17 protein-coding genes and 1 pseudogene are annotated in these 24,085 nt (G+C 65.3%); 13 read left to right on the forward strand and 5 right to left on the reverse strand.

The annotated features are described in order from the left end of the window. Window positions 1–69 precede the first annotated feature (69 nt). Window positions 70–2,859: a [protein-PII] uridylyltransferase gene (locus ABIF91_RS17535; RefSeq protein WP_028176831.1), complete on the reverse strand. Its 2,790-nt coding sequence runs from the start codon at window positions 2,857–2,859 to the stop codon at window positions 70–72. A gap of 248 nt (window positions 2,860–3,107) precedes the next feature. On the opposite strand from ABIF91_RS17535, the gene ABIF91_RS17540 reads away from it, so the two are divergent. The 3 genes from ABIF91_RS17540 to ABIF91_RS17550 all read left to right on the forward strand — a co-directional run bounded on the left by ABIF91_RS17540 (window position 3,108) and on the right by ABIF91_RS17550 (window position 6,619). Further along, on the forward strand, window positions 3,108–3,617 hold the full coding sequence (locus ABIF91_RS17540; RefSeq protein WP_028176830.1) for an OsmC family protein: 510 nt from the start codon (window positions 3,108–3,110) through the stop codon (window positions 3,615–3,617). Between the two features lie 149 nt (window positions 3,618–3,766). Continuing rightward, the gene (locus tag ABIF91_RS17545; RefSeq protein ID WP_028176829.1) at window positions 3,767–4,570 is read left to right on the forward strand and encodes a hypothetical protein; all 804 of its coding nucleotides are present in this window, start codon (window positions 3,767–3,769) and stop codon (window positions 4,568–4,570) included. Window positions 4,571–4,942: 372 nt separating this feature from the next. Continuing rightward, on the forward strand, window positions 4,943–6,619 hold the full coding sequence (locus ABIF91_RS17550) for a methyl-accepting chemotaxis protein (protein ID WP_028176828.1): 1,677 nt from the start codon (window positions 4,943–4,945) through the stop codon (window positions 6,617–6,619). A 119-nt stretch (window positions 6,620–6,738) separates the two neighbouring features. Here the strand turns inward: ABIF91_RS17550 and mutS are convergent, their stop codons facing one another. Further along, window positions 6,739–9,477: a DNA mismatch repair protein MutS gene (gene mutS / locus ABIF91_RS17555; protein ID WP_035671528.1), complete on the reverse strand. Its 2,739-nt coding sequence runs from the start codon at window positions 9,475–9,477 to the stop codon at window positions 6,739–6,741. A gap of 339 nt (window positions 9,478–9,816) precedes the next feature. Between mutS and pcaF the strand changes: the two genes are divergently transcribed. From pcaF to ABIF91_RS17585, 6 genes are all read left to right on the forward strand, one after another. Further along, the gene (gene pcaF, locus ABIF91_RS17560; protein ID WP_028176827.1) at window positions 9,817–11,025 is read left to right on the forward strand and encodes a 3-oxoadipyl-CoA thiolase; all 1,209 of its coding nucleotides are present in this window, start codon (window positions 9,817–9,819) and stop codon (window positions 11,023–11,025) included. A 129-nt stretch (window positions 11,026–11,154) separates the two neighbouring features. Next, entirely contained in the window at window positions 11,155–12,048 is an 894-nt protein-coding gene (locus ABIF91_RS17565; protein WP_028176826.1) for a dioxygenase, read from the forward strand. Window positions 12,049–12,170: 122 nt separating this feature from the next. Continuing rightward, window positions 12,171–12,872 carry a protocatechuate 3,4-dioxygenase subunit beta gene (pcaH, locus tag ABIF91_RS17570; protein WP_028176825.1) on the forward strand — a complete coding sequence of 234 codons (702 nt, stop codon included), beginning with the start codon at window positions 12,171–12,173 and terminating at the stop codon, window positions 12,870–12,872. Window position 12,873: 1 nt separating this feature from the next. Then, window positions 12,874–13,476 (forward strand): protocatechuate 3,4-dioxygenase subunit alpha, encoded by a 603-nt coding sequence (gene pcaG / locus ABIF91_RS17575; RefSeq protein WP_028176824.1) that lies wholly within the window; start codon window positions 12,874–12,876, stop codon window positions 13,474–13,476. Between the two features lie 261 nt (window positions 13,477–13,737). Continuing rightward, entirely contained in the window at window positions 13,738–15,426 is a 1,689-nt protein-coding gene (locus tag ABIF91_RS17580; RefSeq protein WP_035671525.1) for a methyl-accepting chemotaxis protein, read from the forward strand. Between the two features lie 76 nt (window positions 15,427–15,502). Next, window positions 15,503–16,567 carry a phosphotransferase gene (locus tag ABIF91_RS17585; RefSeq protein ID WP_028176822.1) on the forward strand — a complete coding sequence of 355 codons (1,065 nt, stop codon included), beginning with the start codon at window positions 15,503–15,505 and terminating at the stop codon, window positions 16,565–16,567. A gap of 144 nt (window positions 16,568–16,711) precedes the next feature. Here the strand turns inward: ABIF91_RS17585 and ABIF91_RS17590 are convergent, their stop codons facing one another. The 3 genes and pseudogenes from ABIF91_RS17590 to ABIF91_RS17600 all read right to left on the reverse strand — a co-directional run bounded on the left by ABIF91_RS17590 (window position 16,712) and on the right by ABIF91_RS17600 (window position 19,950). Beyond that, window positions 16,712–18,268 (reverse strand): MDR family MFS transporter, encoded by a 1,557-nt coding sequence (locus ABIF91_RS17590; protein WP_028176821.1) that lies wholly within the window; start codon window positions 18,266–18,268, stop codon window positions 16,712–16,714. Window positions 18,269–18,306: 38 nt separating this feature from the next. Next, window positions 18,307–19,475 (reverse strand): annotated as a pseudogene (locus ABIF91_RS17595) (HlyD family secretion protein). Then, window positions 19,468–19,950: a MarR family winged helix-turn-helix transcriptional regulator gene (locus ABIF91_RS17600; RefSeq protein WP_028176820.1), complete on the reverse strand. Its 483-nt coding sequence runs from the start codon at window positions 19,948–19,950 to the stop codon at window positions 19,468–19,470. Before ABIF91_RS17600 ends, ABIF91_RS17595 begins: the two are co-directional and overlap by 8 nt. A 157-nt stretch (window positions 19,951–20,107) precedes the next feature. Here ABIF91_RS17600 and ABIF91_RS17605 point away from each other — a divergent pair, with 157 nt between their 5' ends. From ABIF91_RS17605 to ABIF91_RS17620, 4 genes are all read left to right on the forward strand, one after another. Next, on the forward strand, window positions 20,108–20,602 hold the full coding sequence (locus ABIF91_RS17605; RefSeq protein ID WP_028176819.1) for a Fur family transcriptional regulator: 495 nt from the start codon (window positions 20,108–20,110) through the stop codon (window positions 20,600–20,602). A gap of 36 nt (window positions 20,603–20,638) precedes the next feature. Then, window positions 20,639–21,592 carry a DMT family transporter gene (locus ABIF91_RS17610; RefSeq protein WP_028176818.1) on the forward strand — a complete coding sequence of 318 codons (954 nt, stop codon included), beginning with the start codon at window positions 20,639–20,641 and terminating at the stop codon, window positions 21,590–21,592. Window positions 21,593–21,604: 12 nt separating this feature from the next. Next, on the forward strand, window positions 21,605–22,888 hold the full coding sequence (gene ispG / locus ABIF91_RS17615; protein ID WP_028176817.1) for a flavodoxin-dependent (E)-4-hydroxy-3-methylbut-2-enyl-diphosphate synthase: 1,284 nt from the start codon (window positions 21,605–21,607) through the stop codon (window positions 22,886–22,888). A 282-nt stretch (window positions 22,889–23,170) separates the two neighbouring features. After that, window positions 23,171–24,067 carry a TauD/TfdA dioxygenase family protein gene (locus ABIF91_RS17620; RefSeq protein ID WP_035671519.1) on the forward strand — a complete coding sequence of 299 codons (897 nt, stop codon included), beginning with the start codon at window positions 23,171–23,173 and terminating at the stop codon, window positions 24,065–24,067. The last annotated feature ends 18 nt before the right edge of the window (window positions 24,068–24,085 follow it).

Consider the following 24,085-nt stretch of genomic DNA (forward strand, 5'->3'; position numbering starts at 1 on the left):
TGTCGAGGAATGGATTCCGGGTTCGCGCTCCGCGCGCCCCGGAATGACGAGGAGAGAACCCGCCGCCCGTTACGCCGCCGGCTGCACCGCCTTGTCGCCGGCCATCACATGGGTCAGCGCGCTCTTGATCGCGGCCTGCCGCGTCGGCGCGTTGATCTGGGCGCCCAGGAGGTCGGTGACGTAGAACACGTCGCGCGCGCGCTCGCCGAAGGTCGCGACATGGGCCGAGGCGATGTTGAGATTGAGTTTGGAGATGGCCGTGGTCAGCTCGTAGAGCAGGCCGGGCCGGTCGAGGCCCGAGACCTCGATCACGGTGTAACGGTCGGACCACTGGTTGTTGATGGTCACTTCCGGCTCGATCACGAAGGGCTTCGCCTTGCTGCGGACGGTGCGCCGCGCCATGGCTTCGGGCAGGCGCAGCTTGCCCTCCAGCACGTCTTCGATCATCTCGCCGATGCGCGTGGCGCGCCGACCCTCGTCCTCGTCGCGGTCGTATTCACGGGAGATCGAGATCGTGTCGAGCGCGCGGCCGTCGGTCGTGGTGTAGATCTGGGCATCGACGATGTTGGCGCCGGCCGAGGCACAGGCGCCCGCGATGATCGACAGCAGCCAGGGATGGTCGGCGGCAAAGATCGTCAGCTCGGTGACGCCGCGCACCTCGTCGAAGCCGACATTGATCGCCAGCTTGTGGCCGGCCTGCTCGCTGGAGCGGACGAAGCGGGCGTGGCGGATCTTGCGCGGCAGCTCGACCTTGAGCCAGTAGGCGGGATAGTGCCGGGCGATATAGGCGTCGAGCTCGTCCTTCGGCCACTCGGCGAAGGCCATGCGGAATTCGGCGTGCGCGGCCGCAAGACGTTTTCCCCGGTCGACCTCCGAGAACCCGCCCGTGAGCACCGGTTCCGTCTCATAGTATAGAGAGCGCAAGAGCTGCGCCTTCCAGCCGTTCCACACGCCCGGGCCGACGCCGCGGATGTCGGCCGTGGTCAGGATGGTCAAGAGCTTCATCTGCTCGACCGACTGCACCACGGCGGCGAAATTCTCGATGGTCTTGCGATCCGAGAGGTCGCGCGACTGCGCGACCGTGGACATCGTCAGATGCTCCTCGATCAGCCACGCCACGAGCTCGGTGTCGGCAGGACTGAAGCCGAGCCGTGGGCACAGCCGTCGGGCGACCTTCGCACCGGCGATCGAGTGATCCTCGGGCCTGCCCTTGGCGACGTCGTGCAGCAATGTCGCGATGTAGATCACCGCGCGGTGCTCGGGCCGGCTCTTGCGCATGAGATCGCTGGCGAGGGTGAACTCCTCGATGCCGCCGCGCTCGATGTCCTGGAGGAAGCCGATGCAGCGGATCAGGTGCTCGTCGACGGTGTAGTGATGATACATATTGAACTGCATCATCGAGACGATCTTGCCGAAAGCGCGGATGAAGTGGCCGAGCACGCCGGTCTCGTTCATCCGCCGCAGCACGATCTCCGCGTTGTCGGAGGTCAGGATCTCCATGAACAGCCGGTTGGCCTCGGGATTCTCGCGCAAGCCCGCGTTGATCAGGCCGAGCGAGCGCGTCACGTCTCGCATCGCATCCGGGTGGAAAGCGAGGTTGTTCTTCTGCGCCAAGCGGAAGATGCGGATCAGGTTGACCGGATCGTGCTTGAACACGTCCGGCGCGGCGACGTTGATGCGGTTGTTGTCGACGATGAAGTCGTCGCTGTCAGGGACGCGCCGCTTCGCCGCGGTCGGTCGCAGCCGCGCCATCATCCGGCTCAGCACCGGGGCGGGCTTGGCCTGCTGGTCCTCGAGCTTGGCGCAGAGGATGGCGGTGAGGTTGCCGACCTCCTTGGCGACCAGGAAGTAGTGCTTCATGAAGCGCTCGACGTCCTGCATGCCGGGATGCGAGGTGTAGCCGAGGCGTATGGCGATCTCGCGTTGGAGGTCGAAGGACAGGCGCTCCTCGGCGCGGCCAGAGTAGAAATGCAGATTGCAGCGCACCGACCAGAGGAAATCGGCGCAGCGGCGGAAGCTGCGATATTCCTGCGCGTCGAATACGCCGCGCGCGACCAGCTCGTGGGTATCGCGCACCCGGTAGACGTATTTGGCGATCCAGAACAGCGTGTGCAGGTCGCGCAAGGCTCCCTTGCCGTCCTTGACATTGGGCTCGACCAGATAGCGCGACTGGCCGCCGCGGCGGTGCCGCTCCTCGCGCTCGGCGAGCTTTGCGGTGACGAATTCCGAGGCGGTGCCCTGCACGACTTCCTTGTCGAAGCGCTCGACCAGCTCCTCATAGAGCGGCTTGTCGCCGGTGAGGAAGCGCGTCTCCAGGATCGCAGTGCGGATCGTCATGTCGCCGCGCGCCTGCCGGATCGATTCGTCGACCGAGCGGGTGGCGTGACCGACCTTCAGCCCCATGTCCCAGAGGCAATAGAGGATCGCCTCGGCGACCTGCTCGCCCCAGGCGGTCTGCTTGTAGGGCAGGATGAAGAGCAGATCGATGTCCGATTCCGGCGCCATCAGGCCGCGGCCATAGCCGCCCGTGGCCACGACCGCCATGCGCTCGGCGCCGCTCGGGATCGGCGAGCGGTAGAGATGGCGCGTCGCCGCCGAATACAGGATGCGGATGATCTCGTCCTGCACGTGGCACAGCCGCTCGGCGCAGCGCCGGCCGTGGCGGTCCTTCAAGAGAATCGCCTGCGCGGCGTCGCGCGCTGCGATAAGTTCCGCCTTGAGCAATTGCGCCATCGCCGTGCGGAACGCGTCCTCGCGTCCCTGATACTGTTCGGCAAGCGCATCGACCGCGGCGGTGATCCGCGCGGTGTCGAAACGATCGTCCACCCCGGCCTTCTGCTCAGTCGCGATGCTGTCCATGTCTCTCCGGATATAAGAGGTGACAGGCGCTGTCACGAGACATTCGCAAGCCCGCGACCGACCAGCTCGGTCATGCAGATCGGACAGTCTGTGGCGCTGCTCGTGAATTCAAGCCTAACATCATGAAAGTACGTTTGTTTTTGGCTCGATTCCGGTCGCTCATGGCAGATCCCATCAATCATGAGCTGACACGAAACCGGCCGCCTTCTATACCGCTCGTGAGAACCGACATGTCGGGAGAGAACAAGATGGACGCTGTCCAACTGCGCCAGATGCAAGCCCCAATCAAGGAGCGCTACAAGACCGATCCCAAGGCCGCGCTGATCACGCTGAAGGCCAAGGGCTCCACCGACGGCGAAGGCATTGCCTGCAAGGTCGAGACCGGCCGTGCCATCGCGATGGCCGGCCTGCATCCGGGCACTGGCGGTTCCGGCCTCGAGCTCTGCTCCGGCGACATGCTGCTCGAAGCCCTGGTCGCCTGTGCCGGCGTCACGTTGAAATCGGTTGCGACCGCGATCGAGGTGCCGCTCAAGACCGGCAACGTCTACGCCGAGGGCGATCTCGACTTCCGCGGCACGCTCGGCATCGACAAGGAGACCCCGGTCGGCTTCGCCGAGATCCGCCTGCGCTTCGAGGTCGACACCGACGCGCCGCAGGACAAGCTCGATCTCCTGCTCAAGCTCACCGAGCGCTATTGCGTGGTCTATCAGACCATCAAGAACGGCCCGAAGGTGTCGGTGTCGATGCAGCGGTTGTAAAAGGCGCAGGTCGTCATCCCAGCAATTGGTATCGTCCATAAGCCCAGGCCGTCGTGATCTCGAACGGTCGTTGCTCCAGCTCTCAAACCACTACGGCCTGTGGTCTTGGATTCCGGGCTCGCGCGTCGCGCCCCGGAATGACAGACAGAATGTCCCTCGAACTCCATTTCATCCTCGTCCTCCTGTTGCGCATGGCGATCGCGGCGGCGTTCGTGGTGTCGGCGTCGATCATCACCGAACGCGCGGGGCCTGTGATCGGCGCGCTGGTTGCGACCCTGCCGGTCTCGGCCGGCCCCTCCTACGTCTTCCTCGCGATCGATCATGACGCCGCCTTCATCGCGCAGGGTGCGCTGGCGAGCCTGCCGGTCAATGCGGCGACGATTTCCATGTGTCTCACCTATGTCGTGCTGTCGCAGCGGCACAATCTCGTGGTGAGTTGTGGAAGCGCCGTCGCGGTCTGGATCGTGCTTGCATCGATCATCCGCCAGTTCGATTGGTCGCTCGCCGCGGGGCTTGCTGCCAACCTGATCGCGTTCGGCATCTGCATCCCGCTCCTGGCGGGCTATCGCCATGTGAAAATGCCCTTGGTGACGCGCCGCTGGTACGACGTGCCGATGCGGGCTCTGCTGGTTGCGACTCTCGTCGCCATCGTGGTCTCGACGTCAGGATGGGTCGGCCCGCGGATCAGCGGTATCATCGCGCTGTTTCCGGTCGTGTTCACCAGCATGATGGTGATCCTGCACCCGCCCATCGGCGGCCCGCCGACGGCCGCGGTGCTTGCCAACTCCGCCTGGGGATTGCTCGGTTTCGGCATGGCGATCGCCATCATGCACATTGCGGTGGCGCAATTCGGATCGGCGACAGGTCTTTCTCTTGCCCTTGCAACCTGCGTGCTGTGGAATTTGACGCTGTGGCAACGTGGGCGCGCCATGCGGAAAGCGCGATCACCGTGAGACTACGGAACGGAGCGACACGCGCGTCGCGCAAAGGCCGGCCCAGAAATGTCCAAGACAGCGCGGCGTACGCACAAGCTGTTGATCGAGATGCGTCATTTCAAATCGCAGCCGCGATTGCCGTTGATCGTCGACGCGTAGAGCATCGCTCCGGTTCCCGCCGGTTTCCGACAGGTCTATTAGAACTTTCTTCGCGCTTTTCATCTACGAATAAGCCAGCGTACCCGCCTCCGCTGCCGTGAGCGCGAACTCGTCCGGGCTGCATTCGAGTGCAGGGACGCGCGGGAATTGTCGATTTGAATACGGCTGTGCCGCTGCAACTGTTACTTCCCATACAAGCCGTCCACGCTATTTCGAGATGGAGATTCCTTGATGTTCGGTCGCAAGTCCCACAGTGATGCACAGGCACGGCTCGACGCCATCGGCCGTTCGCAGGCCATGATCGAATTCAATCTCGATGGCTCGATCATCACGGCGAACAAGAACTTTCTCGACGCTCTCGGCTATCGGCTCGACGAGATTCAGGGCAAGCATCACTCCATGTTCGTGCCCGCCGACCAGCGCGACACCGCCGAGTACAAGGCGTTCTGGGCTGCATTGAACCGTGGCGAGTATCAGGCGCGCGAGTTCAAGCGGATCGCGAAGGACGGCCGCGAGGTCTGGATCGAAGCCTCCTACAATCCGGTGCTCGACGGCAACGGCAAGACGGTGATGGTCGCCAAGATTGCGACCGACATCACTGCGAAGAAGATCCGGAGCATGACGGATGCGTCGAAGATCGCCGCCATCAGCCGCGCTCAGGCCGTCATCGAATTCAAGCTCGACGGCACCGTCGTCACGGCCAACGAGAATTTCTGCAAGACGCTCGGTTATTCGCTGGCCGAGATCGAGGGCAAGCATCACAGCCTGTTCGTGGCGGAGGCCGAACGCAACAGCTCGGCCTATCGCGAATTCTGGGCCGCGCTCAACCGCGGCGACTATCAGGCCGGCGAGTTCAAGCGGATCGCCAAGGGCGGCCGCGAGGTCTGGATTCTCGCCTCCTACAATCCGCTGCTCGACGAGACCGGCAAGCCGTACGGGGTCGTCAAATTTGCAACCGACGTGACCGCGGAGAAGCTGAAGAACGCCGATCTCGCCGGTCAGATCGCCGCCATCGACAAGGCGCAGGCGGTGATCGAGTTCAACATGGATGGCACGATCATCACCGCCAACGCCAACTTCCTCGGCGCGCTCGGCTATTCGCTGGCCGAGATCAAGGGCAAGCATCACAGCATGTTCGTCGAGCCCTCGGAGCGCGATGGAGCCGGCTATCGCGAGTTCTGGGCCGCGCTCAATCGCGGCGAATACCAGGCGGCCGAATACAAGCGCATCGGCAAGGGCGCCAAGGAAGTCTATATCCAGGCCTCGTACAACCCGATCCTCGATCTCAACGGCAAGCCGTTCAAGGTGGTGAAATACGCCACCGACACCACGCGGCAGGTGCTGGTCCGCATGGGCAATGAGCGCGTCCGCGGCATGATGGAATCGGTCGCCGCCGGCTCGGAGGAGCTCAACGCCTCGGTGCGGGAGATCTCCGAGGCGATGACCAAATCCCGCGAAACCGCGATGAGCGCGGTTGACCAGGTCTCCTCCGCCGACGCGCAGGCCCAGCGCCTCACCGAAGCTGCGCAGGCGATGAGCGGCATCGTCGAGATGATCAACAACATCACCGGACAGATCAACCTGCTCGCGCTCAACGCCACGATCGAGTCGGCCCGCGCCGGCGAGGCTGGCCGCGGCTTCGCGGTGGTCGCCTCCGAGGTCAAGAGCCTCGCCAACCAGGCCAAGCAGGCGACCGACAAGATCGGCGAGGAGATCGGCAGCCTCAACAGCATTTCCGGCGACGTCGTCAGCGCGCTCGGTTCGATCAAGCAGGCGATCAACAATGTCAGCGAGTACGTCACCTCGACCGCCGCGGCGATCGAGGAGCAGAGCACGGTGACGAACGAGATGTCGACCAGCATGCAGCGCGCGGCCGCCGAGGCCGCGGCGATCGCGGCGCGGGCGTAGGATAGACAGGATCGTAGGGTGGGCAAAGGCGCGCACTTCGCGCGCCGTGCCCACCATCTCTTCCCGATCTCTTCATTGAAGTGGTGGGCACGCTCCGCTTTGCCCACCCTACGGTACCGTCACTGCTTCGGCAGCCTGGCCTTCAACGCATAGAGCGCATCGAGCGCCTCGCGCGGCGACATCTCGTCGGGGTGCAGCGCTTTAATCGCCTCCATCAGCAACTCGGCCTCGCTCGGCGGCGCGGCTTCCGCGGCGGCGCGCGAGGGCACGGCGAACAGCGGCAGGTCGTCCACCAAGGCTCGCGCGGTCTGGCCGCGGTCCTGCGCCTCCAGCTTGGAGAGCACGGATTTGGCGCGTGTGATCACGGCCGGCGGCAGGCCTGCGAGCTTGGCGACCTGGATGCCGTAGGAGCGGTCGGCCGAGCCCGGCAGCACCTCGTGCAGGAACACGACGTTGCCCTGCCACTCCTTGACGCGCACGGTCGCGTTGAACATCCGCGGCAGCTTGGCCGAGAGTGCAGTCAGCTCGTGATAATGCGTCGCGAACAGCGTCCGGCAGCGATTGCTCTCGTGCAGATGCTCGATCGAGGCCCAGGCGATCGAGAGGCCGTCGAAGGTCGCGGTGCCACGCCCGATCTCGTCGAGAATGACCAGCGAGCGCTCGCCGGCCTGGTTCAGGATCGCCGCGGTCTCGACCATCTCCACCATGAAGGTGGAGCGGCCGCGGGCGAGATCGTCGGCGGCGCCGACGCGCGAGAACAGGCGGTCGACGATGCCGATCCGCGCGCGCGTGGCCGGCACGAAGCTGCCGACCTGAGCCATCAAGGCAATCAGCGCATTCTGGCGCAGGAAGGTCGATTTGCCCGCCATGTTCGGGCCGGTCAGCAGCCAGAGCTGGCCGGACTTCTGCGCTGGCGCAGGCGACAGGTCGCAGGCATTGGCGATGAACGGCTCGCCGTTGCGCTTCAGGGCCTGCTCGACCACGGGATGGCGGCCGGCCTCGATCGCAAAGCTGAGCGAGCCATCGACCTCGGGCCGCACATAGTTCTCGTCGACCGCGAGCTTGGCCAGCGACGTCGCGACGTCCAGCAGCGCAAAACCCTGCGCTGCAGCGCGCAGATCGTCGCTGATCTCGAGCGCTCTCGCACAGAGCCGCTCGAAGATCTCGAGCTCGAGCCCGAGCGCGCGGTCGCCGGCATTGGCGATCTTGGCTTCGATCTCGCCGAGCTCGGAGGTGGTGAAGCGCACCTGTCCCGCCAGCGTCTGGCGATGGATGAAGGTCGCGTTCAGCGGCGGCGACATCAGCTTGTCGCCGTGCTGGGCCGTGACCTCGACGAAATAGCCGAGCACGTTGTTGTGCCGGATCTTCAGAGCCTTGACGCCGGTGTCGTCGGCGTAGCGCGCCTGCATCGAAGCCACCACGAGGCGTGAGGCGTCGCGCAGGTTCCGCGCCTCGTCGAGGGCGGGCTCAAAGCCGGGACGAACGAAGCCGCCGTCGCGCTTGATCAGGGGCAGCTGCTCGCCGAGCGCACGGGCAAATTCGGATGCGAGCTCGCGCGACGGCCTTTGCAGCGCCGCCATCACCGCCGTGATCTCCTGCGGCGGCGCATCCAGTTCGGAGAGCCGCGTCAGCACCTGGTCGGCGGCGATGATGCCGTCGCGGATGCCGGCGAGGTCGCGCGGTCCGCCGCGGCCGACCGAGAGCCGAGCCAATGCGCGCGACATGTCGGGTGCGCCGCGCAATATGCTGCGAATGTCCTCGCGTGCCGCGGAATCGGCAACGAAGGCGGTGACCGCGTCGAGCCGGCGGGCGATCGCCGGGGCATCGGTCAGCGGCGCCGCCAGGCGCTGCGCCAGCAGCCGCGAACCCGCCGAGGTGACCGTGCAATCGATCGCGTCGAGCAGCGAACCGCGGCGTTCGCCGGCCAGTGTCCGCGTCAGCTCGAGATTGGCGCGGGTGGCCGGATCGATCGCCATGGTCGCGCCGGAAGCCTCGCGCGCGGGCGGCGACAGCGGCGGATGCTTGCCGACCTGGGTGCGGTCGACATAGGTGACGGCGGCGGCCGCGGCGGTGGCCTCCAGGCGCGTGAGCTGGGAGAGCCCGTCCATGGTCGCGACGGCGAAGTAGTCGCACAGCCGCTTCTCGGCGGTCGCGCCGTCGAACACGTCGCGGGTCAGCGGCGTCACCGCCGGCAGCTCGCGCAGGGTCTGTCCGAGCTCGCTGTCGTTGTAGAGCGCGTCGGTGACGATCGCCTCGTTCGGATTGATCCGCGCCAGCGTCGCGGCGAGCTCGCCGCCGGAAGCTTCCGTCACCATGAACTCGGCGGTCGAGATGTCGATCCAGGCGAGGCCGAAGCGGTCGCCGCCGGCGGAGGAGCGGGCACGCGCGATCGCCAGCAGGTAATTGTTGGCGCGCGCGTCGAGCAGCGTGTCCTCGGTCAGCGTGCCCGGCGTCACCAGCCGCACCACGCCGCGACGCACCACGCTCTTGTTGCCGCGCGCCTTGGCCGCAGCGGGATCCTCGGTCTGCTCGCAGACCGCGACCCGGTGGCCGGCCGAGATCAGACGATGCAGATAGTCCTCGGAGCGCTCGACCGGCACGCCGCACATCGGGATATCCGCGCCCTGATGCTTGCCGCGCTTGGTCAGGACGATGCCGAGCGTCCTGGAAGCGATCTCGGCGTCCTCGAAGAACAGCTCGTAGAAGTCGCCCATCCGGTAGAACAGCAGGAGGCCCTGATGCGCCGCCTTGATCTCGAGGTACTGTTCCATCATCGGCGTGACGCGCGCGGCGGCCTCGGCCTGCGGCGCGGGCGCGTCCTCGGGGGGCGGGACAGGTATCGGCTGTTGCATCGTCATGGGCGGCGCAACCTACAAAATTTCGGCACCTGCTCCTATCGGTTTGGCCGGCGAGGGGAGGTTTTCCACGTTGTCCGCGTGGCGGAAGCTGCTGCCACATTTTCCGCTGTCATTCCGGGATGCGCCGCCAGGCGCAGGCCCGGAATCCATAACCCCGGCTCGTGGTTATAGATTCCGGGCCCGCGACTTCGTCGCGCCCCGGAATGACGGCTGAGTTTCATGACATTCAGTCGAATACGCCACCCGCGAAACCGTCAATTGACCTACCGCGGGCGCCCTCCTAAAACTCCGCCGACATTGAAGAATTTGGCCGGACCGCGGCATTCAGGGAGAACAACGATGCGTGACGTCTTTATCTGCGATGCCGTGCGGACCCCGATCGGCCGTTTCGGCGGGTCGCTCGCCAAGGTGCGCGCCGACGATCTGGCCGCCGCCCCCATCAAGGCGCTGATGGCAAAACACCCCAATCTCGATTGGGCGCAGGTGGACGAAGTGTTCTTCGGCTGCGCCAACCAGGCCGGCGAGGACAACCGCAACGTCGCGCGCATGGCGCTGCTGCTGGCGGGCCTGCCGGATTCGGTTCCCGGCCAGACCCTGAACCGGCTCTGCGCCTCGGGCCTTGATGCAGTCGGCGCCGCGGGCCGCGCCATCCGCGCCGGCGAGATCGAGCTCGCCATCGCAGGTGGCGTCGAGTCGATGACGCGCGCACCCTTCGTGATGGGCAAGGCGCAGGAAGCCTTCTCGCGTTCGGCCGAAATCTTCGACACCACCATCGGCTGGCGCTTCATCAATCCGCTGCTGAAGGCGCAGTACGGCGTCGATGCCATGCCCGAGACCGGCGAGAACGTCGCCGAGGAATTCCAGGTTTCGCGCGCCGACCAGGACGCCTTCGCCATCCGCTCGCAGCAGCGTGCGGGTGCGGCGATCGCGGCAGGCTATTTCGCCGAGGAAATCACGCCGATCACCATTCCCGGCGGCAAGGCTGGCCCCATCACGGTCGACAAGGACGAGCATCCGCGTCCCGAGACCACGCTGGAAGGTCTCGCCAAGCTGAAGCCGATCGTGCGCAATCCCGGCACGGTGACGGCCGGCAACGCCTCCGGCGTCAATGACGGCGCCGCCGCCATGATCCTGGCCTCGGAAGCCGCGGTGAAGAAGCACGGCCTGACGCCGCGAGCGCGCATCCTCGGGCTCGCCTCGGCCGGCGTGCCGCCGCGCATCATGGGCATCGGCCCGGTGCCCGCGACCCGCAAGCTGATGGAGCGGCTCGGCAAGAAGATCAGCGATTTCGACCTGATCGAGCTCAACGAAGCCTTCGCCTCGCAAGGCATCGCCTGCATGCGCCAGCTCGGCGTTGCCGACGATGCCGATTTCGTCAATCCGCATGGCGGCGCGATCGCGCTCGGGCATCCGCTCGGCATGAGCGGCGCCCGCCTCGCGCTCACCGCCGTGCACGGCATGGAAAAGCGCGGCGGCAAGCTGGCGCTCGCCACCATGTGCGTCGGCGTCGGGCAGGGTGTGGCTGTCGCGATCGAGAAGCTGAACTGACGGGACGCGTAGCGTCCCGTCATCCCGGGGCGGTGCACTCGCACCGAACCCGGGATCTCGAGATTCCGGGTTCGATGCGTCGCATCGCCCCGGAATGACGGCGTTTGTTGTCGCTTCAAGGACCGTCCGATGATCATCGAGCGCGAGCAGGACGTCACGGCCGCGGCACTGGCCGTGATGGAACGGACAACCGATCCGCGGCTGCGCCAGATCATGGTCTCCCTGGTCAAGCACTTGCACGGCTTCGTGCGCGACGTCCGCCTGACCGAGAAGGAGTTTCGCGATGCCACCGCGGTCATCGCCGAGCTCGGCAAGCTCACCACCGACACGCATAACGAGGTGGTGCTGATGGCGGGCTCGCTCGGCGTCTCGCCGCTGGTGTGCCTGCTCAACAATGGCGATCAGGGCAATACCGAAACCGATCAGTCGCTGCTCGGGCCGTTCTGGCGGCTGAACTCGCCGCGCGTGGAGAACGGTGGCTCCATCGTCCGTTCCGAGACGCCGGGTGCGCCGCTGTTCGTCAGCGGCCGCGTCGTCGACAGGGACGGCCGTCCCGTCGCCGGCGCCGAGGTCGATGTCTGGCATGCCTCGCCGGTCGGCCTCTACGAGAACCAGGACCCCGAGCAGGCCGACATGAACCTGCGCGGCAAGTTCACGACCGACGCGGAGGGGCGCTTCTCCTTTCGTTCGGTGATGATGGTCGGTTATCCCATTCCGACCAATGGCGTGGTCGGCCGCCTGCTTGAGGCGCAGAGCCGGCATCCCTACCGGCCCGCGCATCTGCACGCCCTGATCTTCAAGCCCGGGTTCAAGGTGCTGATCTCGCAGGTCTACGATCCCACCGACCCGCATATCGACAGCGACGTGCAGTTCGGGGTGACGCAGGCGCTGCTCGGCAAGTTCCAGCGCCACGACACGCCGCATCCGACCGCACGCGACGTCATCGCGCCCTGGTATTCGCTTGACCACACCTACCGGCTCGAAGCCGGGGAGGCCGTATTGCCGCGTCCGCCGATCAAATAGCGCGAAGCTGGCAGGCGCCGCACGCCCGCCAAACCCGCTTCCCCAGATTAGTTATATCCTATAATGATTGGCGGAAGCGTTGAACCGGCCGGGAGCAAAAATGGCCGGGGAGGAGTTCGCCAATGACATTCATCTATCCCGTGGACAGCAACAAGGCGCATCCGCTGCCGCTGTCCCCCGACTACAAGAGCTCGATCAAGCGCGCGCCGAACAAGCCGTTGATCCCGATGCGCCACACCCTGTCGGAGCTGACCGGCCCGGTCTACGGCCATGAGACCGTGCGCGAGGGCGACAGCGATCTCACCACCCAGCACAGTGGCGAGCCGATCGGCGAGCGCATCATCGTCCACGGCCATGTGCGCGATGAGGACGGCCGCGGCGTGCCGAACTCGCTCGTCGAGATCTGGCAGGCCAATTCCTGCGGCCGCTACGTCCATGTCCGCGACCAGCATCCGGCGCCGCTCGATCCGAACTTCACGGGCGCCGGCCGCACCGTGAGCGATGCGTCCGGCTACTACCGCTTCGTCACCATCAAGCCGGGCGCCTATCCCTGGGGCAATCATCACAATGCGTGGCGGCCGGCGCACATCCATCTGTCGGTATTCGGCCATTCCTTCGTGACGCGCCTGGTGACGCAGATGTACTTCCCGAACGATCCGCTGTTTCCGTTCGACCCGATCTTCAATTCGGTGCCGGACGAGAAGGCGCGGGCGCGGATGGTTTCCTCGTTCGATCTCGAGAACACCCAGCCCGAATGGGCGCTGTGCTACCGCTTCGACATCGTGCTGCGCGGCAAGAACGCTACGCCTATGGAGAACCACTAAGGTGCAAGAGTCTGTGAAGCCTGACGGTATCACTCCCTCGCAGACCGTCGGTCCGTTCTTCAAATACGGCCTGACGCCGACCGGCGAATACGCCTGGAACGACGCGTTCACCAACTCGACGCTGACCCCCGACGTGTCAGGCGACCGCATCCGCATCGAGGGTCGCGTGTTCGATGGCGACGGCGTTGCCGTGCCGGATTGCATGCTGGAGATCTGGCAGCCGGATGCGCAGGGACGCTTCGCCGACCCGCAGGACAAGCGTGCGCTGCCGAATGCGAGTTTCCGCGGCTTTGCCCGCTGCGGCACCGACAAGGACGGTAACTACGCCTTCGAGACCATCAAGCCGGGCGTGGTGCCGGATCCCGACGGCAAGCCGCAGGCGCCGCACATCCTGCTTGCGGTGTTCGGCCGCGGCATGCTGCGGCATCTCTACACCCGCATCTATTTCAGCGACGAGGCCGGCAACGCCGCCGATCCGGTGCTGGCGCTGGTGCCGGCTGACCGCCGCGCCACGCTGACCGCGGTGCGCGAGGCCGGCAAGGCGGTTTACCGGCTCGACCTGCGGCTCCAGGGCGACGACGAGACGGTGTTCTTCGAGGTCTGAGCGAATATGTGCCGACGGCGTCAGGTCGTCGGCACCACGTTTCCTATCCAGCGCAACCGCGTCGGCGCTGCCTTGCATCAGGCCTGATCGTCTCCATGCTCGCCTGTGCGTCAGTCCCGCTGACCCAAATCCGATTGATCGACGCTCACTTCCGAGAGCTTTTCGGAGCCTTTCTTTCGGAGACTTTCCCGCAGGGCAATCCCGCATTTACCATATTGATCTAGGCTCCTCGCGGTTTCAGCGCGCGCCCTGGATTATTTCATGAAGATTCGTCTGTCATTGTCGGCCGCGATCGTCGCTTTCGGGATCGTCCTTGCCATCGGCTTTGCTGCGGTTGTTTCCACCAGCCTCTATGCGCTGCGCGAGCTCAAGGTCGGCGGCCCGCTCTATTCCGACATCAAGCTCGGCAACGACCTGATCGCCGACATCCTGCCGCCGCCGGAATATGTCATCGAGGCTTATCTCGAGGCCACCCTCGCCATGCGCGAGCCGGACCAGCTGGCCGCCCATGGCGAGCGCCTGGTCCAGCTCCGCAAGGATTACGACGAGCGCAAGGCGTTCTGGGTCTCCTCCAGCCTCTCGGCCGACCTCAAGACCGCGCTGGTGTCGAAGTCCGATGCGGAGGTGCAGAAATTCTGGAAGGCGTCCGACCAGCTCCTGCCGGCCCTCAAGGCCAGGGACGCAGCTGTTTCCGAGCGCGCCTATGCGCAGCTCAAGGACGCCTATACCGCGCATCGCGCCGTCATCGACAGCATCGTCGAGAACGCCAACAAGCAGAATGCGGCCATGGAGAAGCTGGCTGCGGACCGCGACAGCTCCATCCTCTATATCCTCCTCGGCGTCTCCGCCGCCGTTCTCACCTTCATCGCTGCGGGCTTGCTCGGAGTTGCCCTCGGGGTGGTCCGTCCGATCGTGCGCATGACGGATACGATGCAGAAGCTCGCGACCGGCGATCTCGCCGCCGACATTCCGTTCGCGCACCGCCAGGACGAGGTCGGCTCGATGGCGGGTGCGCTTGTGGTGTTCAAGCAGGCGGCGGTCGAGAATTCCCGTCTGCGCGAGGAGCAGTTGCGGCAGGAGCAGGAGGCGGCGCTTGCCAAGCGCTCCGCCCTGCACCAGATGGCCGAAACCGTCGAGCGCGAGACCGGCCGCTCGGTCGACACCGCGACCTCTGCAACGCAAGGCGTCGAGCGGGCCGCCTCCGGCCTGTCGGAGATAGCGAAGTCGCTCTCTGCGCAGTCGCAGGCGGTCGCGGCTGCCTCCACGCAGGCCCTCGGCAGCTCGCAGGCCGTCTCGGCCGCAGCAGAAGAATTGAGCGCCTCGATCCGCGAGATCGCAGGGCAGGTTGCACGCACCAGCACCGTCACCAAATCGGCGGTCGCCGGCCGCGAGCAGGCGCGTTCGACCATCCAGGCGCTGGCCGGGTCGGTGAAGAAGATCGCCGAGGTCTCCGACCTCATCGGCGGCATCGCGGGCCAGACCAATCTCCTCGCGCTCAACGCGACGATCGAGGCGGCGCGCGCCGGCGAAGCCGGCCGCGGCTTCGCGGTGGTCGCCGCCGAAGTGAAATCCCTGTCCGACCAGACCGCCAAATCCACCGAGGAGATCGGGCGGCTGATTGCGGAGATCCAGGCCTCGACGCAGGCCGCGGTCGATTCCGTCGAGGCCATGGGGGGCCACATCGTCGAGATCGACGGCGTGGCGACCTCGGTCGCCGCCGCGATGGAAGAGCAGGATGCCGCGACGCGGGAGATCGCGCGGTCGATTTCCGAATCGGCCTCCGCGGCGAAGGAGGTCTCGGCCAAGATCGGCGATGTCAGCCGCGATGCCGCCTCCGTCGACCAGCGCGCCGCGGACGTCAGGCAGGCGATCGCCGGGATGGCGGCCAATCTCGAACAGCTGCGGTCGGTCGTGGTGCGAACCGTGCGCGACTCGACGGCGGCGGCTTGAGCCTGGCATCAGCTCCGCCGCTGGCGCCCGGAAGTGTGATTGTGCAGTATGGCGCGGGACAGGGGCATCGTGGTTCATGACACCTCCACAATTGCCGGCGGTCGTTGAGCCCGCCCGACTGACGGCCGCGCTGCGCCGGGGCGGCGTGCTTGACGCCGGCGCGGTGCGCGAAGTGAAGGTGCTGCATCAGCGCGACACCGTCGTGTCGCATATCATCCGTCTCGGCCTGCGTTATGTCGGCGAATCCGCCGGCGCCCCGCAGTCGCTGATCCTCAAGATGCCCAATTCCGCCTTCGCCGAGCGCCTCGCCAATGGCGGCAGGCGCGAGGTGGACTACTACATGCAGCTCGCACCGAGAATGCCGCCGGGACTCGTACCACGATGCTTCGACGGACATTTCGACGAGCAAAGCCTTGCCTGGCATCTTCTGCTCGAAGATCTCACCGACAGCCATGCGACCGCGACCCAATGGCCGCTGCCGCCGTCGCGCGGTCAGGCGATTGCGATCGTCACGACGCTCGCTCGTTGGCATGCGGCATGGTGGGACCATCCCGATCTTGGTGACACCGTCGGCACGTTGGCAAGCGCCGAGGACAGCGTGCAGCGTATGGAGACCTTTGCCGGCCACTACGACCGCTTTGCCGATGCTCTCGGAGATCGCCTCAGCGAAGAACGCCGCACGCTCTATCGCCGTTTGATCGATCAGTCCGACCGGCTGTCGCAGCGTTACCATTCACGCCGCCACCTCAGCATCACCCATGGCGACGCTCATATCTGGAATTTCCTGCTGCCGCGCGCGGGCGTTGCCGATACCGTGCGCATCTTCGATTTCGATCTTTGGAGTATCAACGTTCCGACTCACGACCTCGCCTATATGATGGCCATGCATTGGTATCCGGAACGCCGGCAGGCACTCGAACGCCCGTTGCTCAATGTCTACCACGATACCTTGATCGAAAGCGGCATCACCGGCTATTCGCGCGGCGCGCTCGATCGCGACTATCGCTGGGCGGTGCTCTGGCAGATCACGAGGCCGGTTTGGCAATGGAGCATCGACATCCCGCGGGTAATCTGGTGGAACAATCTGGAGCGGGTGTTTGCGGCGGTGGACGATTTGGGCTGCGAGGAATTGTTGGGATGATCTCTCGTGCCCCGGACGCAGCGCAGCACGCAGTGATGCGCTGCTGAGCCGGGGCCCAGGTCTGACAGCAGATGGGTCCCGGTTCTGCGGCGCATCGCTACGCGCTGCACCGCGCCCGGGACACGAGATCGCGCGAAGTCGACCCTACTCCATCACTGCATGCTCCGGCCCCGCCGCCTGCTTGCGCAGCGTGGCCTTGGTCGAGCCGATCAGGAAAGCGAGCGGGATGGTGCAGAGGATGAAGACCATCACCAGCTGGTAGTCGTGCGCGAAGGCAATGATCTGCGCCTGCACGCTGACCATTCTGTCGGCCATGGCGCGGCCGAGGTCGGTGGACAGATTGATCATGCCGCTGACGCCGGGCATCTGAAGTGCATGGTTGAACGGATTGATGTGCTCGGAGAGGATCGCATAGGTCCGCCGCGTGCCCTGCGTCAGCTCGGCGATGACGACGGAAATGCCGACCGAGCTCGCGACGTTGCGCATCAAGGTCAGCATCGCGGTGCCGTCGGTGCGCAGCTCGTTCGATAGCGTCAGGAACGCCACGGTCGAGAGCGGCACGAAGACGAGGCCGAAGCCGAAGCCCTGGATGACGCTGACGGTGACGATCTCCGGCACCTGGGTCAGGTCGGTCCAGCCGGTCATCTGGAACAGCGAGCCCGCGGTCAGCGTCAGGCCGGAGATGATCAGCGTGCGGGCCTCGAAATAACGCATCATGCGGCCGACCAGCATCATCGCGAAGAATGTGCCGATGCCGCGGCTCGCCAGCAGCAGGCCGGCGGTGATGATGGGATAGCCGATCACGTTCTGCATGTAGGGCGAGGCCAGCGCCATGGTCGAGAACAGCACGAGCCCCATCACGATCATGAACACGCAGCCGGTGACGAAGTTGCGGTCCCGAAACAGCGCGAAGCGGATGAACGGGGTCGAGGTCGTGAACGAATGCGCGAGGAAGAAATAGAAGGCGACGGCCGAGACGATGAACTCCGCCAGGATCTCGCCCGATTCCAGCCAGCCCAGTTGCTCGCCGCGGTCGAGCGCGAGCTGCAGCGAGCCGATCGCGATCGCCAGCGCGGCGAAACCGAACCAGTCGAACTTGAGGCTGAGGTCCTTCCTGGTCTCGTCCATGAAGAGGATCAGCCCGAGCACGGTGATGGCGCCGAACGGGAGATTGACGAAGAACACCCAATGCCAGGAATAGGTCTCGGTGAGCCAGGCGCCCAGAGACGGCCCCATGATCGGGCCCATCATCACGCCCATGCCCCAGATCGACATCGCCTTGGCGCGCTCCTGGAGCGTGTAATAGTCGAGCATGACCGATTGTGACAGCGGCACCAGGGCCGCGCCGAACACGCCTTGCAGCAGGCGGAACAGCACCATCTGGTTGATGTCCTGCGCGAGGCCGCACAGCACCGAGGCCATGGTGAAGCCGGCCGAGCAGATGATGAAGAGGCGCTTTCGGCCGAAACGGTTGGCGATCCAGCCCACCGGCGCCGTCATGATCGCGGCGGCGACGATGTAGGAGGTCAGCACCCAGTTGATCTGGTCCTGCGATGCCGACAGCGTGCCCTGCATGTATGGCAGGGCGACGTTGGCGATGGTCGTGTCCAGCGCCTGCATGACGGTCGCGGTCATGGCGCAGACCGTCACCATGTTCCGGCGCAGGCCGGGGACCATCAGGCTGGCATTGGCGTCGGACATCGCATCAGTCCTTGTCGCAGTCTCTAGCTTGGTCTTTTTTAGTCGTGGTCTTTGTCCTGGCCCGCGGTCGCCGACAGGCCGAACAGGCTGGCCAGCGGGCGCTTGTGGCCGGTGTCGATGGTGGCATAGACGCTCATGCCGGCTTTCAGCTTCCGCACATATTTGTCGGTTTCGTCGAAATAGATCCGGATCGGCACGCGCTGCACCACCTTGACGAAATTGCCGGTGGCATTCTGCGGCGGCAGGATCGCGAATTGCGCACCGGTGCCCGGCGAGAGCGAGCCGATCTTGCCCTTGAAGAGGTGGTTGGGGAACGCGTCGACCTCGAGCGTCACGGGCTGACCTTCGGTGACGTAGGTGAGGTCGCTCTCCTTCGGGTTGGCGTCGACCCAGGGATGGGCGACGTCGATGATGGTGAATACCGGCGTGCCGGCGGCGACGTAGCGGCCGAGCTGGATCTGCTCGACCTGCGTCGCCACGCCGCCCATCGAGGCGCGCACCACGGCGTGGTCGAGATTGCGTTCGGCATTGTCGAGCTTGGCCCTGGCCTCCGCATAGGCCGGGAATTTTTCCAGCGGCAGGTCGGGATCGCCGAGCAGCTGGGTCTTCGCCGTCGAGAGCTGTTGCCTGACATATTGCGCGATGGACCCGGACGTGACCAGCGCGTTCGCTGCGTTGTCGAGGTCGAGCTGCGAGCCGTAATTGTTCTTCACCAGCGCCTGCTTGCGCTCGACGTCGCGCTGCTTCAGGTCGACGCCCTGCTGGGCGAGGTTGAGCATGTCGCCGTAGATCTTGATGTTGGCGCGGAGATTGTCATAGGTCGTCTGCGCCTGCGTCAGCTGTGCTCTGGCTTCGTCCACCGCGAGGCGGAACGGTACGGGGTCGATCTCGAACAGGAATCGCCCTGCTTGACGAGCTGGCCCTCCTTCACGACCACCTTCTGGATCTTGCCGGAGATGTCGGGCGTCACCAGCACCTTCTGCGCGCCGACATAGGCGTCGTCGGTGCCGACATAGCGTCCGCCATTGAGATAGAAGGTGAGGCCGCCGATGGCGACGACGACCGGCAGCACGACCAGGAGCAGGAAACGGCGATAGCGGCGCAGGCCCGCCACCAGGCGGCGGCGCGGATCGGCGCCGGCCTTCTTCGTCGGCTTGCCGCTCTCGCTCTTCTGCTCGGGCTGGAACTTGATAACCTGATCAGCCATAGCGCTGCTCCTTACGCGCTTGTTCCGCGCCGCTGGCCTGGCTCGCGGTCCGCACGTTTTCCTTGATGGTTTCGAGCTGGGTGAGGAGACGGTGGGCATCCGCCGGATTGATGCCGTCGAGCGCGTTGGCGGTGATCTCGGACCTGAGCCCGGTCATCCGGCCGAGCAGCTGCCGGCCGGCCTTCTTCAAATAGAGGCGCTTGACGCGGCGGTCCGAGGCGTCGCTGCGCCGTTCGAGCCAGTCGTTGTCGCAGAGCTTGTCGATCAGACGCGTCAGCGTGATCGGTTGCACCTCGAGCAGTTCGGCGAGCTCCGACTGCTTCATGCCCTCGCTGCGCTCGACCTTGGCCAGCACGGCCCATTGCGCGCGGGTGATGCCGAACCGCGAGGCCTCCTTGTCGGCATAGACGCGCAGCAGGCGGTAGAGTTCGGCGAGCGTGAACAGGAAGTTCTGGTCGACAGACCGGCGGGTCATGAGCTTGGTCTCCAATAAGCAGGAGATATCATAAGCAAGCTTATGATTATTTCATGGCGGATTAGCGGGTGGCTGTCCCGCAGCTCGGGCATGGCTGGCAGCCGTTTGCAGTGTCGTGCTTTGGGTTCCCGGGCCGAAATGCTAAAAGGTCGGCTGCATGACCCTCGCAAACCCGGTATTTCCCGCGCCCGATCACGATCACCGCCGCTGCACCGCGGATGCGCTCGCGCATGCCGAGGCGGTGTGCGAGCAGCGCGCGCAGAAATTCACGCCAATTCGCCGTCAGGTGCTGGGCGCGCTGCTCTCCAGCCATCGCCCGCTCGGCGCCTATGAGGTGATCGACGAGCTCGCCAAGTCGATGGCGCGGCCGGCCCCGATCACGGTCTATCGGGCCCTCGATTTCCTGATGGCCAACGGCCTCGTGCATCGCATCGAGAGCCGCAATGCCTATCTCGCCTGCGCCGCCCATGATCACGATGCGACCTCGGCTGTGGCGTTCCTGATCTGCGAGCGCTGTGGCCTCGTCGGCGAGATCCCGTCGGCGTCCTTTGCCGGGGATCTCAACGCGGCCGCGCGCGCCTCGGGCTTCGCTCCCAAATTGTCCGTGGTGGAGATCACGGGCGTCTGCACCCATTGTCAGAAGACTGCATAGACCAACAACGGCGCAAAGCCGGTATCCGGGAAGAGAATGTCCTCAGCTCAAATCGTGCCCTCCGCCGCACGCCCCCTCAGTGCCGGCGCCATTGCCCTGATGCTCATGCTGTGCCTGACCTGGGGGTTCAACCAGATCGCGGTGAAGCTGGTGCTGCCGGACATTCCGCCGATGCTCCAGGCCACCATCCGCTCGATGGGCGCGCTGCCGGTGCTGTTCATCATCGGCACCCTGCGTGGCGTCAATTTCTTCGAACGCGACGGCACCTGGAAGCCCGGCCTGATCGCCGGGCTGATGTTCGGCATCGAGTTCATACTGATCTTTCAGGGACTGCGCTTCACGTCTGCTTCGCGTGCGGTGGTGTTTCTCTACACGGCGCCGTTCTTCGTCGCGCTCGGCTCCTATCAAGTGCTTGGCGAGCGTCTTGGCGGCTCGCAATGGCTGGGCCTGGCCATCAGCTTTGCCGGCGTGGCGCTTGCGATCGGCGTGCCGCAGCCCAATGTCGATTCGCATGTTCTGCTCGGCGACCTCATGATCGTCGGCGGCGCTGCGCTGTGGGCCGCGACGACGCTGGTTGCCAAGGGCACGCGGCTGCGCTTCGCCGCACCCGAGAAGGCGCTGGGCTATCAGGTCGCGACCTCGATCCCGATCCTGGGGCTGGCGGCCTGGCTGTTTGGCGAATCGATCACGCACATGCCGGCACCGCTATCGCTCGGCTTGATGGCATTCCAGGCGATCTGGGTGGTGGGAACCACGTTCACCCTTTGGTTCGCGCTGGTGAAGGCCTATTCGGCCAGCAAATTGTCGGCTTTTACCTTCATCACCCCTTTGTTTGGCGTGGTGGGTAGCTATTTCATCATGCACGACACCCTAAGCTTGGCATTCGGGGCCGCCGCCCTCCTTGTAATTGCTGGGCTTTTTCTGGTTAATCGTCCCAGCTCATCGGCTGCGGCGCCGCGTGATGCATTGCTGAACGTCACCAAAACCTGATATTTGGACCCCATGAACAAGCTCGAAAATCCCCTCGATTCCGACGTCGCGGGCCCCGCGCCCCGGCACCGGACCACTCAGGTCAAGGTCGGCAACGTCGCCGTTGGTGGCGGTGCGCCGATCGTCGTGCAGTCGATGACCAACACCGATACCGCCGACATCGACGGTACCATCGCCCAGGTCGCAGCGCTCGCGCGCGCCGGCTCCGAAATGGTCCGCATCACCGTGGACCGCGAGGAGGCCGCTGCCGCCGTTCCGCACATCCGTGACGGCCTCGCCAAGCGCGGCATCACGACGCCCCTAATCGGCGACTTCCACTATATCGGCCACAAGCTGCTTGCGGCCTATCCGGCCTGCGCCGAGGCGCTGGCGAAATACCGCATCAATCCTGGCAATGTCGGCTTCAAGGACAAGCGCGACACCCAGTTCGCCGACATCATCGAGATCGCGAACAAGAACAACAAGCCGGTCCGCATCGGTGCCAATTGGGGCTCGCTCGACCAGGAGCTTTTGACCAAGCTGATGGACGAGAACGCAGCCTCGGCCAATCCGCGCGACGTGCGCGCGGTGACGCGCGAGGCCATGGTGCAGTCCGCACTGCTCTCGGCCGCGCGCGCCGAAGAGCTCGGCATGCCCAAGGACCGCATCATCCTCTCCGCAAAGGTCTCGGCGGTGCAGGATCTCATCGCGGTCTACCAGGATCTCGCGTCGCGCTCCGACTACGCCATCCATCTCGGTCTGACCGAGGCCGGCATGGGCTCGAAGGGCATCGTGGCGTCCTCGGCCGCGCTCGGCATCCTGCTGCAGCAGGGCATCGGCGACACCATCCGCATCTCGCTGACGCCGGAGCCCGGCGGCGACCGTACCCGCGAGGTGCAGGTCGGCCAAGAGCTCTTGCAGACCATGGGCTTCCGCACCTTCGTGCCGCTGGTTGCGGCCTGCCCCGGCTGCGGCCGCACCACTTCGACCACGTTCCAGGAACTGGCGCGCTCGATCCAGGATTTCATCCGCGACGAGATGCCGACCTGGAAGACGAAGTACCCTGGTGTCGAGGAGCTCAACGTCGCGGTGATGGGCTGCATCGTCAACGGCCCCGGCGAGTCCAAGCATGCCAATATCGGCATCTCCTTGCCGGGCACCGGCGAAGCCCCGGCCGCGCCCGTGTTCGTCGATGGCAAGAAGTTCCGCACGCTGCGCGGGCCGACCATCTCTGCCGACTTCAAGGCGCTGGTGATCGACTACATCGACCAGCGCTACGGCCAGGGCGCCAAGGTGCCGGTATCAGCGGCGGAGTGATTTCACTCCGCCAGCGCTCCACACTCAGGTGTCGTCCCCGCCTAGTGCACACTTGCGCACGGGGGCGGGGACCCATAACCACAGGCCGTGGTTGTGGCGCGAGATAGTGGCTCCAAGTCTTCATCAAACCCACCTGTGGTTATGGGTCCTCAGATGCGCAATTGCGCATCATGGCTCGCGCTACGCGCGCTCCGGGACGACGATCCGTGTTTGCAGCGCAGATTGCACATCCGTCGCTGCACGCTACCATGCTCCCAATCAACAACGATCGGGAGAACCGCCATGAGCTCACTCGCCGGCAAGCAGGGTCCGCGCTATCGCCACATGGCGGACGATGGTGCGCCGTACGAAACCATTGCGGTCGAAAAGCTCACCCCTATCATCGGCGCGGAAATCTCGGGCGTCGATATCGGCGCGCTCGTCGAGGGCGACACCCGCTCCAACCGGCAGATGGACGAGATCCATCGCGCGCTTGCCGAAAACCTCGTGATCTTCTTCCGCGATCAGCACATCACGCCGCAGCAGCATCTCGCCTTCGGCCGCAAGTTCGGCGAATTGCATGTCCATCCGGCCGCGCCGCACGAGGACGACGATCCGGCGCTGATGAAGATCTACGCCGACAAGAATTCGCCGCGCGCCAATGGCGAGGGCTGGCATTCCGACGTGTCCTGCGATCTCGAGCCGCCGATGGGCTCGATCCTTTACATCAGGCAATGCCCGCCACGCGGCGGCGACACGCTGTTCGCCAACATGTACGCGGCCTATGAGGCGCTGTCGGACCGCATGAAGGCCTATCTCGACGGGCTCACCGCGCTGCACGATGGCGAACCGATCTATCGCGGACTCTACGCCAATTACGGCGTGGCCGACCGTCCCTCGTATCCGCATGCCGAGCATCCCGTCGTGCGCACGCATCCGGTCACGGGCAGGAAGGCGCTCTACGTCAACCGCGGCTTCACCCGCCACATCAACGGCATCCCGCGCGACGAGAGCGATGCGATGCTGGCTTATCTCTACCAGCACGCCGAGAACCCGCTGTTCCAGTGCCGCTTCCGCTGGACCGAGAACGCCATCGCCTTCTGGGACAACCGCTGCACCCAGCACCGTGCGATGTGGGACTACTGGCCGCACACGCGCTCGGGCACGCGCGTGACGGTGAAGGGGGAGCGGCCGGTTTGATCCGCTGCGTCCGGGACA

It is taken from the genome of Bradyrhizobium sp. USDA 241 (assembly GCF_049739505.1).
Taxonomy (GTDB): domain Bacteria; phylum Pseudomonadota; class Alphaproteobacteria; order Rhizobiales; family Xanthobacteraceae; genus Bradyrhizobium; species Bradyrhizobium liaoningense.